Annotated in this window: 13 protein-coding genes and 1 other RNA gene; 3 read left to right on the top strand and 11 right to left on the bottom strand. The window is 61.2% G+C overall.

Annotated elements, in window-relative coordinates:
* From mraY to rsmI, 9 genes are all read right to left on the bottom strand, one after another.
* Positions 1-1083, bottom strand: a complete 1083-nt coding sequence (mraY, locus tag NB231_RS05445; protein WP_005000415.1) for a phospho-N-acetylmuramoyl-pentapeptide-transferase — start codon at positions 1081-1083, stop codon at positions 1-3.
* A gap of 2 nt (positions 1084-1085) precedes the next feature.
* A complete protein-coding gene (locus NB231_RS05450; RefSeq protein WP_005000416.1) occupies positions 1086-2447 on the bottom strand; it encodes a UDP-N-acetylmuramoyl-tripeptide--D-alanyl-D-alanine ligase in 1362 nt (453 codons plus the stop codon).
* On the bottom strand, positions 2447-3955 hold the full coding sequence (locus NB231_RS05455; RefSeq protein WP_005000417.1) for a UDP-N-acetylmuramoyl-L-alanyl-D-glutamate--2,6-diaminopimelate ligase: 1509 nt from the start codon (positions 3953-3955) through the stop codon (positions 2447-2449). Before NB231_RS05455 ends, NB231_RS05450 begins: the two co-directional genes overlap by 1 nt.
* Positions 3952-5679 carry a peptidoglycan D,D-transpeptidase FtsI family protein gene (locus NB231_RS05460; protein ID WP_005000418.1) on the bottom strand — a complete coding sequence of 576 codons (1728 nt, stop codon included), beginning with the start codon at positions 5677-5679 and terminating at the stop codon, positions 3952-3954. The genes NB231_RS05455 and NB231_RS05460 overlap by 4 nt, the downstream gene beginning before the upstream one ends.
* Positions 5680-5727: 48 nt before the next feature.
* The gene (gene ftsL, locus NB231_RS05465; protein WP_269593378.1) at positions 5728-6009 is read right to left on the bottom strand and encodes a cell division protein FtsL; all 282 of its coding nucleotides are present in this window, start codon (positions 6007-6009) and stop codon (positions 5728-5730) included.
* Positions 6006-6989 carry a 16S rRNA (cytosine(1402)-N(4))-methyltransferase RsmH gene (gene rsmH / locus NB231_RS05470; RefSeq protein WP_084766241.1) on the bottom strand — a complete coding sequence of 328 codons (984 nt, stop codon included), beginning with the start codon at positions 6987-6989 and terminating at the stop codon, positions 6006-6008. The genes ftsL and rsmH overlap by 4 nt, the downstream gene beginning before the upstream one ends.
* Entirely contained in the window at positions 6952-7404 is a 453-nt protein-coding gene (gene mraZ / locus NB231_RS05475) for a division/cell wall cluster transcriptional repressor MraZ (RefSeq protein WP_040661888.1), read from the bottom strand. Before mraZ ends, rsmH begins: the two co-directional genes overlap by 38 nt.
* A gap of 292 nt (positions 7405-7696) precedes the next feature.
* Positions 7697-8051, bottom strand: an RNA gene (gene rnpB, locus NB231_RS17195) — RNase P RNA component class A.
* Positions 8052-8095: 44 nt separating this feature from the next.
* Positions 8096-8962, bottom strand: a complete 867-nt coding sequence (gene rsmI / locus NB231_RS05480; protein WP_005000425.1) for a 16S rRNA (cytidine(1402)-2'-O)-methyltransferase — start codon at positions 8960-8962, stop codon at positions 8096-8098.
* A gap of 383 nt (positions 8963-9345) precedes the next feature.
* On the opposite strand from rsmI, the gene NB231_RS05485 reads away from it, so the two are divergent.
* From NB231_RS05485 to NB231_RS05495, 3 genes are read left to right on the top strand one after another with little or no spacing between them, the layout of a single operon-like run.
* Positions 9346-11166 (top strand): penicillin-binding protein activator, encoded by a 1821-nt coding sequence (locus NB231_RS05485; RefSeq protein WP_198007238.1) that lies wholly within the window; start codon positions 9346-9348, stop codon positions 11164-11166.
* Complete coding sequence (locus NB231_RS05490) at positions 11159-11518, top strand: YraN family protein (protein WP_005000429.1); 360 nt, start codon at positions 11159-11161, stop codon at positions 11516-11518. Before NB231_RS05485 ends, NB231_RS05490 begins: the two co-directional genes overlap by 8 nt.
* A 22-nt stretch (positions 11519-11540) precedes the next feature.
* Complete coding sequence (locus NB231_RS05495) at positions 11541-12140, top strand: phosphoheptose isomerase (RefSeq protein WP_040661891.1); 600 nt, start codon at positions 11541-11543, stop codon at positions 12138-12140.
* Between the two features lie 110 nt (positions 12141-12250).
* Here NB231_RS05495 and NB231_RS05500 read toward each other — a convergent pair whose 3' ends face one another.
* Positions 12251-12649 carry a ClpXP protease specificity-enhancing factor gene (locus NB231_RS05500; protein WP_005000432.1) on the bottom strand — a complete coding sequence of 133 codons (399 nt, stop codon included), beginning with the start codon at positions 12647-12649 and terminating at the stop codon, positions 12251-12253.
* A gap of 24 nt (positions 12650-12673) precedes the next feature.
* The gene (locus tag NB231_RS05505) at positions 12674-13303 is read right to left on the bottom strand and encodes a glutathione S-transferase N-terminal domain-containing protein (RefSeq protein ID WP_040661894.1); all 630 of its coding nucleotides are present in this window, start codon (positions 13301-13303) and stop codon (positions 12674-12676) included.
* Positions 13304-13317 lie beyond the last annotated feature (14 nt).

Raw genomic sequence — 13317 nt, forward strand, 5'->3', positions numbered from 1 at the left:
TTAGCGCAGCTTCAGTGTCGCCAACCCGATGAGGACCAGAATGATGGTGACGATCCAGAACCGAACGATGACCCGCGGCTCCGGACAGCCCTTGAGCTCGAAATGATGGTGCAGTGGCGCCATTCGCAACACGCGCTGACCGGTCAGCTTGAAAGCGGCGACTTGCACCATGACCGACAGCGTCTCGATGACGAACACGCCACCCATAACGAACAGCACCAATTCCTGGCGCACCACTACGGCCAGTACACCCAGTGCTGCGCCCAACGCCAACGCCCCCACATCGCCCATGAACACCATGGCGGGATAGGTGTTGAACCAGAGAAAGCCCAATCCTGCACCCACCAGTGCTCCGCAGAATACCACCGCCTCGCCGACACCCTGGATGTATGGAATGCCGAGATACTGTGCGAACGTGATATGGCCTGTGGCATAGACGAACACCGCCAGCGCGGCACCGACCAAGACCGTGGGCACAATGGCCAACCCGTCGAGCCCATCGGTGAGGTTCACCGCGTTGGAAGAACCCACGATGACGAAATAGGTCAGCGGGATGAACAACCAATCCAGCGAGATCCGCACCGACTTGAAGAAGGGGACGATTAAAGAGGTCTCGACCGGCGCTTGCGCCGTGGCATACAGCACCAACGCCACGAGCAACCCGAGTGCCGACTGCCAACCATACTTGATTCGCGCCGACAGCCCCTTGCTGTTACCGTGAACGAGCTTGAGATAGTCGTCCACCCCGCCGACCGCACCGAAGGCCAGCGTGGCCAACAAAACGATCCAGACGAAACGATTACTGAGATCGCTCCACAGCAGCGTCGATACGGCAATACTCAGTAGGATCAGCGTACCGCCCATGGTCGGTGTCCCGGCCTTCGAGAAGTGGGTCTGCGGGCCGTCCTGGCGGATCTGCTGGCCAACCTGGTATTGAACCAGCCAACGAATGAGCAGCGGCCCCACCGCCAGCGAAATGATCAACGAAGTCAACGCTCCGACAATGGCGCGGAAAGTCAAATACTGGACGACGTTGAAAACGCCGTAGTATTGCGCCAGCCATTCGGCCAGGACCAGCAGCACGTTCAGCCCTCCATCTCGGCCGCATCCGGCTTGTCGGCCGCCAATCGATCGGCAACGATGTCCATGGCCGCCGAGCGCGAGCCCTTGATGAGCACCGCAATATCCGGCCCAAGGCCACCGGATAGGGCTTTGACAAGCGCCTCACGATCATCGAAACACTCGGCTCCGAGCCCGAACCCGGCGGCGCTTGCAGCGGCGAGTTCGCCGATCACGAACAGTCGTTCGACCCCACCCGCGCGCGCTAACTGGCCTGCACGCCGATGCAGGCGACCAGCCGTCTCGCCCAGTTCGGCCATATCGCCCAACACCAGCCAACGACGCTGCGAGTTTTCGGCCAATACGCGAATCGCCGCCGCCAGTGAAGCGGGATTGGCATTGTAGGTATCGTCCAAGATACGGGCCCCGCCGATCCCCTCACGCCAGCACAACCGCCCCGGCACCGGGCGCATCGCTTCCAGACCGGCCCGGATCGCTGCACCTGGTAGCTCGAGCGCCAACGCGGTTGCGGCACTCGCCAGTGCATTGAGCTGGTTATGGCGCCCGAGCAAGGGCAAGCGCACGGGCAACACCCGACCATCCCAACGCAACTCCAACTGACCGTCCGCCGCTGTAGTGGCACGGACCTCGGCTCGCCGATCGAGTCCAAAAGTAATGCAGCGTCGGGGGCGAGCCAGTCGCTGCCAGAGGTTCGCAAAAGCATCGTCGACGTTGATTACGGCGATCCCATCGTCGGGCAACGTCTCGAACAGCTCACCCTTACCTCGCGCCACCCCGGCCACCGAGCCGAAACCGTCTAGGTGGGCCGGGCCGGCATTGGTGATGACGCCAACGCTCGGGCGAACCCACTGCGTCAGACGTCGGATTTGCCCAGGAGCACTGGCGCCGAGCTCGAGCACGGCGTAACGGTGGCGGCGCTGCAGACGGCACAGGGTCAGCGGTACGCCGAGTTCGTTGTTGTAGTTCCCCGAGGTGGCCAAGGTCGCACCGTGGCGGGCGAGTATCGCTGCCAACATCTCCTTGACGGTGGTCTTGCCATTGCTCCCGGTCACGGCCACGATCTGAGTCGCAGCGCAGTGCTCTCGCACCCAGCAGCCCAAGGCGGCCAGCGTCCCGCGGCCATCGGCTACGATCCACTGCGGCAACGGTTCCGGCACGGCACGCTCGAGCAACGCCGCCGCGGCCCCGGCGGTACGGGCAGCGCTCAGGTAATCATGCCCGTCCGCTCGGCTACCCGTAAGGGCGACAAAGAGTTCACCCGATCGGATGCGGCGTGAATCGAGCGCCGCCCCGATGACCTCGGTATCCGGCCCGCGCAGATGCCCGCCCAGATCGGCGACCAGCCGGCTGAGTGACACCGCATCCATCAGTGCCCCCCCCCCAGCGCTTGTTTAACGGTCTCGCGGTCACTGTAAGGCAATTGCCGGGTTCCTATAAGCTGATACTCCTCATGACCCTTGCCGGCAACCAGGATGGCATCTTCAGGAGCCGCCGCTCGAATACTATGGATAACCGCTTCCCTGCGATCTTCAATGACCCTCACGCGACTGTCCGCGCCGGCCCCGGCCTGGATCTCGGCTATGATGCGCCGGGGATTTTCGGTACGCGGATTATCGTTGGTGATGATAATCCGATCCGCGCTGGCGCGGGCGAGCGCGCCCATGAGCGGCCGCTTACCTCGATCGCGGTCCCCGCCGCAACCGAAAACGCACCAGATGCGCCCCGCAAAATGCTCGCGCATCGCCGCCAACGCCGCCTGCAGACCCGCCGGCGTATGGGCGTAATCGATCACCACCGTGGGCCGGCCCTCGCTCCCGTAACGCTCCATCCGCCCGCTGACCGGTTGCAATAAAGACAATCGCTGCAGTGCTTCCCGGAGCGGGACGTCCAGCGCCAACAAAGCACCGAGCGCTGCGAGCACGTTGGCCGCATTGAAGCGTCCCAACAGGCCGACCCGGACGGCGGCTCGACAACCGCCGGCATCCAGCAGCAACCGCAACCCATCGGACTGGGCCGCGAGGCGCAGACAGCGCAGCTGCGCCGTCTCGATACCGGCCAGCGAGTAACCGATCACCCGGGCGTGGCGCACGCTCGCCCGTAGACTGCGACCGAAATCGTCATCGACGTTGACAACCACGGTATGGAGTTCGGGCCGCTGGAACAGCAATGCCTTGGCCTGCGCATAAGCGGCCTGCGAGGGATGGTAGTCCAAGTGATCGCGACTGAGATTGGTGAGCACTGCGACATCGAAACCGACTCCGGCGAGGCGTTGCTGATCCAGCGCGTGTGAGGACACCTCGATCACAACCGCCTGGGCGTGCCGAGCTCGTAACTGGTTCAGTTCGCACTGGAGCGTTATCGGATCCGGGGTGGTCAGGCTTGTGACTCTTCGCAAATGGCCCGGCAATCCACAGCCGAGCGTGCCGAGAATCCCGCAGCGGTACTCTTTGCGGCCCAAGGCGTGGGCGATAAACTGACTGACCGAGGTTTTACCATCGGTACCCGTTACACCGATCACAGTCATATTCGCGCCTGGATCGCCATAGAAACGGGCCGCGATAATCCCCACCTGCGCGTGCAAGGAGTGCACTGCTATACACGGCACGGCTTGTTTGGCGCAACGTGCACTCAACGCTTGGTCATCAAAGCCAGGGGTAGGCTGCCAAAGAATCGCGGCCGCACCTTGGGAGAGCGCCTCGGCGGCAAACTCCCCGCCATGGTGTAACGTGCCTTGGACCGCCATGAACAGATAACCGGGGCGCACTGCTCGGCTGTCCACGGCAACTCCATGGATCGGCCGCTCGTCGGCTTCGATCCCGAGCGGTTCGAGAAGCCCCCGCAATCGATGCGCTGCCCGAGCCAAGGGGGCGGTCATGGTGTCATCTCTCCGGCGGCCAACAGCGCCGGTTGCCGCAAGCGGCCATCGGGCGGCACGTTGCGCAACCGCAGCGCCCCCTCGATCACGTGCCTAAAGATCGGTGCGGCCACCAGCCCGCCATAGTACGGCTTCCCGGTCGGCTCGTTGATGATCACGGCGCAGACAAAACGAGGCGCGCTGGCGGGTGCGATACCGACAAACAAGGCCGCATAACGGCGATCCGAATAGCCGCCGGAGGCGGACTTCTTCACGGTCCCGGTCTTGCCGGCGATGCGATAGCCCGGAATGGCGGCCTTGGGCGCCGTGCCCTCGCTGGAGACCACCTGTTCCATCATGGAGCGTACGGCTCTAGCACTGCGCGCGCTTATGACAGACTGGCCCGCCGGCGCGTTGTTCACGCGCAGCAGCGATACCGGCAGCAGCCGTCCATCATTGGCGATGGCGGTGTAGGCTTGCGCGAGCTGCAAAGCCGTGGCGGAGACTCCATAGCCAAAAGCCAAGGTCGCCCGGTCGATCGGGTAGCGCGGCGGTCGTCCCGAGAGATAGCCACCCGCCTCTCCTGGAAACCCGCTGCCCGTGGAACGACCGAAACCAACCCGACCAAGCATCCGCCATACGGTGCCCGGCTTCAGATCCAGCGCGATTTTTGCTGCCCCAACGTTACTCGACTTCTCGATCACCGTCATGACATCGATGACGCCGTAGTTGCGCACGTCGTGCACGGTGTCACTCGCCACACGCAACACGCCGGGTGTCGTGTCCACAAGCGAATGGGGAGCGAACCGACCACTGTCCAGCGCGGCTGCGATCGTAAACGGCTTGAGACTTGAGCCGGGCTCGAAGGCATCCGTGACAGCTCGGTTGCGATAATGGCTAGGAATCAGCTCCGCGCGGTCGTTGGGGTTGAATGCCGGCTGGTTGACCATGGCCAAAACTTCGCCCGTACGGGCGTCCAGCAACACCAGCGAGCCGGACCGCGCGCCGTGTTTCCGGACCGCCGCCTTAAGGGCGCGATAAGCGATGTACTGAAGCCGGCGGTCCACGCTGAGCACGAGGGCATGTCCCGGTTTGGGCTCGCGCAGCCGCTCTATATCTTCTATCACCCGGCCCAGTCGATCCTTGATCACCCGCTTCGCACCGGGCTCCCCGCGTAACCAGTTGTTAAAGGCGAGTTCTACGCCCTCTTGGCCCACATCGTCGACATTGGTAAAACCGACGAGTTGACCAGCCACCTCACCGGCCGGATAGAAACGCCGGTATTCGCGCTGCAGCGCGACGCCCGGCAACCGCAGATCGACCACTTCCTGGCCCAAAGTCGGCGTAATGCGTCGACGCAAGTAGACAAATTCACGATCCTGCCGAGCGCGCAGATCGGCGCGCAAACGCTCGGCATCAAGCTGCAATAGTTGCGCAAGCCGCGCTATTTTATCGCGGCTTGCCAGCAGCAGATCGCTCGGGTCGGCCCAAACCGAGTCCACCGGTGTGCTGATGGCCAGCGGTTCACCATTACGGTCTCGGATCACCCCTCGGTGGGCCGGGATCTCTACATCGCGCAGAAACCGCGCGGCACCTTGGTTGAGCAGGAAATCTCGGTTCAAAACCTGCAAATCCACGGCACGCCAAAGCAACGCACCCGCAAACCCGATGAAACAGCACATCAGCGCCACCGGGCGCCACCGGGACAAAGGCTGCGGCTTGCTATCCAAAGCATGCCTGATCAAGTTTTGCCCCCCGTTTTTCGTAGATCGACCCCCTGGAGGGCCAGCAAATCATTGGCTGTCTACCGATAGAATCACCACATCGCCCTGCCTCGGTATCCTCATCTCGAGCCGCTCACGAGCAATGCGCTCGACTCGCCCATGGGTTGCCCATGCACCCTGCTCGAGCTGCAGCCTGCCCCATTCGGTTTTGAGTTGATCACGCTCCTGCTGTAGATCTTGTAATTGTATAAACAACCGTCGACTCTTATGTTTGCTATAAACGACCCCGACGGCAGAGCCGACGGCCATCGCCAGTAAAACGAAGACCGCTGCGGCGGATCGAGCCTTCAAGGTAATCGCTCCGTTACTCGCAACACGGCACTGCGCGCTCGTGGGTTGACTCTTATCTCCTCGGCGCCTGGGCGTACGGGCTTCGCTGGCCGCCGCAGCCGCGGGCGCATGGAGTGCGCCACGATTGGAATACCCGGGGGTAGATCACCGATCCGGCTATGGTCACGCATGAAGCGTTTCACCAGCCGATCCTCGAGCGAGTGGAAACTGATCACCACCAACCGACCGCCTGGGCAGAGTAAATCGCAGATCCCTGCGAGAAAGCACCGCAATTCCTCCAACTCATCGTTAATTGCGATGCGAATGGCCTGGAAGCTACGGGTCGCCGGATGCTTACCGACTTCGCGGCGCGGCACAGCCGCGGCGATCAATGCAGCGAGCGCGCCGGTCGTCTGCGGCAATCGTCCGGCTTGCCGAGAGGCATCGATGGCTTGCGCGATACGGCGAGCATAGCGCTCTTCGCCGTATCGCCTGATCACACTCTCGATCTCCGAAAGTGGCGTATCTGCAAGCCACGCGGCGGCTGATACGCCCTTGGAAGGGTCCATGCGCATATCAAGCGGCCCATCTCGCAGAAAACTAAATCCCCGTCGTGCCTCGTCCAGCTGTGGAGACGAGGCCCCCAGATCAAGCAGCACTCCGTCGATGCGACCTCGCACACCGCACGTATCGGCAAGCACACCGAGCTCGGCATAAGAACCGTGATGAATAAAGCAACGCGCATCGGCCGCAAACTTCTGCTGAGCTCGACTGATGGCGCTCGGATCCTTATCGATCAGTCCCAATCGACCGCCCGTTGCCAGCCGTTTTAAAATTGCCGCTGCGTGGCCACCGCAGCCAAAGGTTCCATCCACATAAACTCCATTGGCCTGAATACGCAGAGCGTCAATGGCCGCTTCCAACAACACCGGGCGATGATGCGGCCCTCGATGGTTCTGCGCATCATAGTGAAAGCGCTTCGAGCTCCTCAGGCAGTTCATTCTCCTGCGCGGCCTCCGCGAGCCATTGGTCGCGCCGCTCGTGCCAGACCGGCTCATCCCAAAGCTCGAATTTATTGCCCTGCCCGATCAGCACGGCCTTCTTGTCCAGCCCAGCGAACTCGCGTAGCGGTTGCGGCAACAGAATTCGGCCGTTTCCATCCAGTTGGCATTCCGTGGCATGACCTATGAGCAACCGCTGCAACCGCCGCGCCGTGCGGTTCAAAGTCGGGAGCTTGATCAATTTTTGCTCGATCCGCTCCCATTCGGGCAAAGGATAAATAAGTAAGCAATGATCTCGGTCCACCGTCACCACAACCTGGCCATCGCTGCTCTGCAGAAGTCTATCGCGGTAGCGGCCAGGAAATGCCATCCGCCCCTTTACGTCCAGATTGATTTGAGCGACGCCACGAAACACCTATATCCCCTGCCATATCCCTCGGCTCCATTTATTACCACTCTCACCCACTTTTTTCCACACTGTAAATTTCCAAAAATCCGACGTCAAGCAAAAATATTTAAATTATTCTTTTCATAACAATTGCTTAAAGTGAGCTTTACAGGTTACACAGCAACACATTAGGTTCGCTAAAAATTGAACTAATAAACAATAAGTTGAAAGGCGGGCAGCATTAATGCTGCAAAATACAATTGCATGATTTAACAGGGTGCGAAATTTTACGGTGCCGGAACGAGTCGCAAATAAGTAGACGGGAAGCCGGCCTATAAGCCGGGTTCTGTCGAAGGCAGCCATTCCTCTGGAGTACGCGTCACCGCGCACCTCAAGCGACCTACCCGAAAGCCGTGCGGGCCACACGCTCGCTTCCCTATTTGGTCTTGCTCCAGGTGGGGTTTACCGTGCCACGGAGTGTTGCCACCCGCGCGGTGCGCTCTTACCGCACCTTTTCACCCTTGCCTGAGCCCGTTGGTCGGGCCATCGGCGGTCTGTTTTCTGCGGCACTTTCCGTCGGCTCACGCCGCCCAGGCGTTACCTGGCACCTCGCCCTACGGAGCCCGGACTTTCCTCTGCACCGTTAACGACACAGCGACTGCCCAGCCAACTTCCCGTCTGCCGGATAGCTTAACGCACCACTGCCAAACGCGCACTGTCAATGTCGCTGCTTGAGGGCAAGACGATAAAGTTCGTTACGCGGAGCACCGGTCAGACGCGCTACCAAGCGGGCGGCCTGTTTCACCGGCAGCTCTTCGAGCAGCACGCCAAGTGCCATCTCGGGGGCCAGACTGGCGGCATGCTGCGGTTGCAGCTCGGCGCTCGCGCCCGCCACTACGAGCACGAACTCGCCGCGTTCGCGCTCCGCCTGTGCCACTACCCAGCTGGCCAGTCCAGTCAATGTGTCGAGCCGAACCGTCTCGTAGCGCTTGGTCAGCTCACGGGCCAGCGTGGCCATACGGGTGGCACCAAATACCGCCACGAGATCGTATAAGGCGGCGCCGATTCGATGACTCGACTCTAGAAAAATCAAGGTTCGTGGCTCGCTACGTAACCCCTGCAGGTAGCGTTGCCGTGCGCTCGGGCGCGCCGGAAGAAAACCCTCGAAAACGAAGCGATCCGTGGGTAAACCTGCCACCGAAAGCGCCGCAATGATACTGCAGGCGCCGGGAATCGGCGAAACCGGCAGCCCTCTAAGGCGCGCTTCCCGTACCAAGCGAAAACCCGGATCGCTGATCAGCGGCGTGCCGGCGTCACTGACCAAGGCGATCGACTCCCCTGCCTCTAATCGAGCAAGGAGCATGGGAGAACGTTGCGCTTCATTATGCTCATGAAAACTGAGTAGCGGCCTACTGATTGCAAAATGCGCAAGCAGCCGGCCGGTGTGGCGGGTATCCTCAGCGGCAATAACAGCGACCCGCCCCAATACATCGAGCGCGCGGTGGCTGATATCGGCGAGATTACCGATCGGTGTGGCAACACAATACAACACACCGAGAGTGGATTGACAGGCTTGCTCTTGCATCCGGATACTTGCGTCTTTGCTTAGGAGACTCACCGGCGAGTTTCGTGCGAGCGACGCCGGAGAGCTACGAGTCGTCGATTGCTACGGGCAACCAGCAGGTGATTCTAATTCTAAGCCATACCACCCCAGGGTCCGCTTATATACTATGGCCGCCCAGTCGCATCGGCAATAATGCATGCAGAGACGGAACCGCGCCGCAGGCTCACCATGCAAAGATTGGCATGGCGGGCGGCCAAGGGGCACCGGCTGGTGCGGCGAGTGCCAAGTGGTTGGCCCCGGCGCATCCGGGCCCAACCGCTCGTCTTTTAGGCGTTCTTTGCGGATTGCTGTTACTGGCTGGCTGCGTACAAACGCCTACGGGCCCAACCCGTCCACCCGCGGCCGTGCAGACACTGCTCCGACAGGCCACGGCCGCCCAGGCAAACGGTGACTTGCCGCGCAGCGCCTTGCTTTACGAGCAGGCAGCCGCCGCGGCGCCCCCCTCGCCACAGCAAGCAGAGCTGCGGCTACAGGCGGCCCAGCTCTATCTCGAGCTGAACGAGCCCAGCCGCGCGCGCGCCCTTGTGGAGCAAACGCACGGGCACACGCTGCCCCCCTCGAGTGCCGCCTTACGGCGCATCGTCCAGGCGCGGCTTGCACTCGCCGCCGACCGGGGTGCCGATGCCCTAGCGGCGCTAACCCCTCGTCCCGCGCCGCTACCCGATGCGCTGCACCCGGCCTGGCTAGCCGTAGAGTCCGATGCCCGGCTAGCCGCAGGAGAACCGCTCGCCGCCGCCCGCCTGCGGGATCAGCGCAGCGAGCTATTGCAAAATCCCTCGAGCCGCCAAGCCAATCGACAGACGCTTTGGTCCGCCCTGCTCGCGATCCCCATGCAGCAACTCGTCGGACTGATTCCTCCCGTTCCCGACCGCTTCGGTGGCTGGCTCGAGCTCGCTTATTTTTATCGCACGCGCCAACTCGATCCGCAGGCGTTGCCCGCGGCGCTGCACGCCTGGCAACAACGCTACCCCAACCATCCAGCCGATGGAACATTCATCGAAACCCTGCTAGCCACAGCCAAGCGATCGCTGCAGAAGCCTAAGGCAATCGCACTGTTGTTGCCACTTTCGGGATCGTTGGCCGCCGTGGGCCACGCCGTCGAACACGGCTTTCTGGCCGCCTACTACCAGGATCCACCGCAACAAAGGCCGAGTCTGTGGGTCTATGATGTCGGCGAGGCCGGCCTGGACAGCCTGAGCGCCTATCAAGCCGCTGTAGCCGAGGGAGCCCAGGTAGTGGTCGGCCCGCTCACGAAGAGCGCCCTACAGCGCCTCACCGTACTGGATTTTGCCGCCACGCCGATTCTGGGACTCAATACGCTGCCCAGTTCCACCGCCGGTATCCAAGGGCTGTATCAATTCGGTCTGGCCCCGGAAGACGATGCCTTCGCGGCGGCCGAGCTGGCCTGGCAACGTGGCTACCAAACCGCACTGACCCTCACCTCGGACAGCGATTGGGGTGACCGCGTAGCACAGGCATTTCAGCAGCGGTTCCAGGCGTTGGGCGGGCGCGTACTCGAACAGACGCGCTATACGCCCGAAGCAAGTGATTTCGGCGACCCAATCGAAGCGTTGCTTAACCTCGATGTTGGCATACGGCGGTACAAGCAATTGCGCTTGTTACTGCAGCGGGATCTCCAGTTCCAGCCCCGGCGCCGCCGGGACATGGATTGCATCTTCGTCGGTGCCTTCCCGCGCGAGGCTCGACTCATACGCCCACAGATTCGCTTCCACCACGGCGTAGGCGTGCCGATCATAGCCACGGCCCAAGCCTATGAAGGAACCCCCCAACCGGTCACGGACCGCGACATGGACGGCGTGCTACTTGCTGATATTCCTTGGCTCATACCAAACCCTGATACAGTCACCGATGACCCGCTCTCCCGCGATCGCCTTGCCCGGCTCTGGCCGGAGAATACGCGAGACTTTCCCCGACTCTATGCATTGGGTATGGACGCCTATCGACTTATCTCTATGCTTGCTCTATTGCAAAATGATGCCGGGGCGCAGTTCAAGGGACGCACCGGCCGACTAACGATGGACGAGCATGGGGTCATCCACCGCAACTTGCACCCGGCCCAGTTCGTTGATGGATTGTTGCAACCGCTCTTCATTGCCCCGAATTCGGTAGCCCGACAGAACTCAGGCCAGCCCTCGCATGACTAGGGGCCCTAATCCACGTACGCTCGGCAAACAAGCCGAAGCTCGAGCGCTCGAGTTCCTTCAGCGCCGCGGCCTGCGTTGCCTACAGCGCAATTTTCACACGCGCTTGGGAGAGATCGATCTCATCATGGAGGACACCGGCGAGGTCGTCTTCGTCGAAGTACGCCAGCGCGCCACCAAACGCTTCGGCGGAGCGCTGGAGAGCGTGACCCCAGTGAAACGACAACGGCTCATTGCCGCCGCCCGTTATTACCTATTGACTCATGCCCCGAACGCTGCCTGTCGTTTCGACGTCATCGCCATAGATGGTCAAGGCAGTATCGAATGGATACGCGATGCCTTCCAAGTAGCCTGACCGAACAGGGAAGCGAGGCCCCATGCAAGCGCATGAAAGAGTCGCTCGGAATTTCCATGACAGCATCCGATCACTACAGATGGCGCTGGATCACTCGATCCCGGCCATCATTCAAGCAGCCGATAGCATGACACGCTGTTTGCGCGAAGATGGCAAGATTCTGTGCTGTGGCAATGGCGGTTCGGCGGCCGCCGCACAACACTTCTCCTCCGAGCTGCTTAATCGATTCGAGCGGGAGCGCCCCGGGTTGTCGGCTGTGGCACTCACCACGGACAGCTCCACTTTGACCTCGATCGCCAACGATTACGACTATCGGGAGGTATTTGCTAAGCAGATTCGAGCGATTGGCCGACCCGGCGATGTGCTTTTCACTCTGAGCACAAGCGGCAACAGCCTCAATATCACCAGCGCGATTCAAGCCGCCCAGCAATGCCGAGTGCGAACCGTGGCGCTGACTGGTCGCGACGGTGGCGAGGCGGGCAGACGACTGCGCCCGCCAGATATCGAGATTCGGATCCCGGTGCAATCGACCCCCCGCATTCAGGAGGCCCACTTGGTAGTAGCCCACTGCCTATGTGATCTGATCGATCAACACTTATTCAACCCGGGAATAGATCCGTAGTGGCTGCGCGGACGCTGCAGTTTAAGGCGAGCGTATTCGAGCATCAGTCCTACGTCACCGCAAAAAACCGCCCAGTGCATCGAGCCATGTGTTTTAGGGGAAGAGAGATATCACTTGATTACCCGCAGGTGGGGTTTTTTGCGGCCATTACCGGCACCGGCGTTGCTTCCTCCCGGGCCCGAAGGTGGCTCGTCACCATCCGGCTCCTCGCTGAAAAGCATTCCCTGGCCGTTCTCCCGGGCATAGACCGCCAACACAGCCTGCACGGGGAGGTGGACATCACGCGCCGCCCCCCCGAAGCGGGCATTGAAATCGATGGCGCTGTTACCAAGGTTCAAGGCCCGCACCGCACGCGGCGCCACATTGAGCACCAGCTTGCCCTTATCGGCATATTCAAGTGGCGCGTCTAAGCCTTCCTGAGTCGCATCGATCAGCAGATAAGGCGTCAACCCATTGTCGACGATCCACTCATATAAGGCGCGAATGAGATAAGGCCGACTAGAGGTCATACTCATGGTTCGGTTCAGCGCCGATCAAGCGCGCATGGCCCGCTCCGCTTCACTGAGGCTCTTCTGAAAGGATTCCAACGCGAATAGCCGTTCCTGATAGTCGTGTATCCCTTCAGAGCTCGGTGGAATCTCGACTCCGTAATGCGGCAACCGCCACATAAGCGGTCCGAGGGCACAGTCCATCATGGTAAGCTCATCGCTGAGAAAAAATGGTGTTCCCGAAGCGAACACCTCGTTACTGGCCACCAAGCTCTCCCACAACTCTTTGCGCAGGGCCGCCACGGTTTCGCTGTCCGCCGAATCGAATTGCATCAAAAGGCGACACCAATCTCGCTCGATACGATAGACTACCAGCCTTGCCTTGGCCCGCGAAACCGGATCAACCGGCATCAGCGGCGGATGCGGGAAACGCTCGTCAAGGTATTCGCTGATTACTTTGGAATCGTACAGGACAAGGTCGCGATCCACCAAGGTTGGGATCTCCCCGTACGGATTGAGATCCACCAGATCCATGAGTCGCTCCTCTTCAAGGTCGACCGAAATGATCTCGGCGGAAATTCCCTTCTCCGCCATTACGAACCGTACCCGGTGGCTATCGCAATGGGTGGGTCCGGAGTACAACGTCATTATGGATCGTCGGCTTACCGCCGCCATGTGCCAGCTCCACC

It is taken from the genome of Nitrococcus mobilis Nb-231 (assembly GCF_000153205.1).
Classification (GTDB): domain Bacteria; phylum Pseudomonadota; class Gammaproteobacteria; order Nitrococcales; family Nitrococcaceae; genus Nitrococcus; species Nitrococcus mobilis.

Bases quoted from the DNA above. Each gene is read 5' to 3' on its own strand.
- NB231_RS05455 (WP_005000417.1), bottom strand. From the start codon at position 3,955: ATGACCGCCCCCTTGGCTCGGGCAGCGCATCGATTGCGGGGGCTTCTC.
- rsmH (WP_084766241.1), bottom strand. From the start codon at position 6,989: ATGAACTGCCTGAGGAGCTCGAAGCGCTTTCACTATGATGCGCAGAAC.
- rsmI (WP_005000425.1), bottom strand. From the start codon at position 8,962: ATGCAAGAGCAAGCCTGTCAATCCACTCTCGGTGTGTTGTATTGTGTT.
- NB231_RS05490 (WP_005000429.1), top strand. From the start codon at position 11,159: ATGACTAGGGGCCCTAATCCACGTACGCTCGGCAAACAAGCCGAAGCT.
- NB231_RS05495 (WP_040661891.1), top strand. From the start codon at position 11,541: ATGCAAGCGCATGAAAGAGTCGCTCGGAATTTCCATGACAGCATCCGA.
- NB231_RS05450 (WP_005000416.1), bottom strand. From the start codon at position 2,447: ATGGATGCGGTGTCACTCAGCCGGCTGGTCGCCGATCTGGGCGGGCAT.
- NB231_RS05500 (WP_005000432.1), bottom strand. From the start codon at position 12,649: ATGACCTCTAGTCGGCCTTATCTCATTCGCGCCTTATATGAGTGGATC.
- NB231_RS05505 (WP_040661894.1), bottom strand. From the start codon at position 13,303: ATGGCGGCGGTAAGCCGACGATCCATAATGACGTTGTACTCCGGACCC.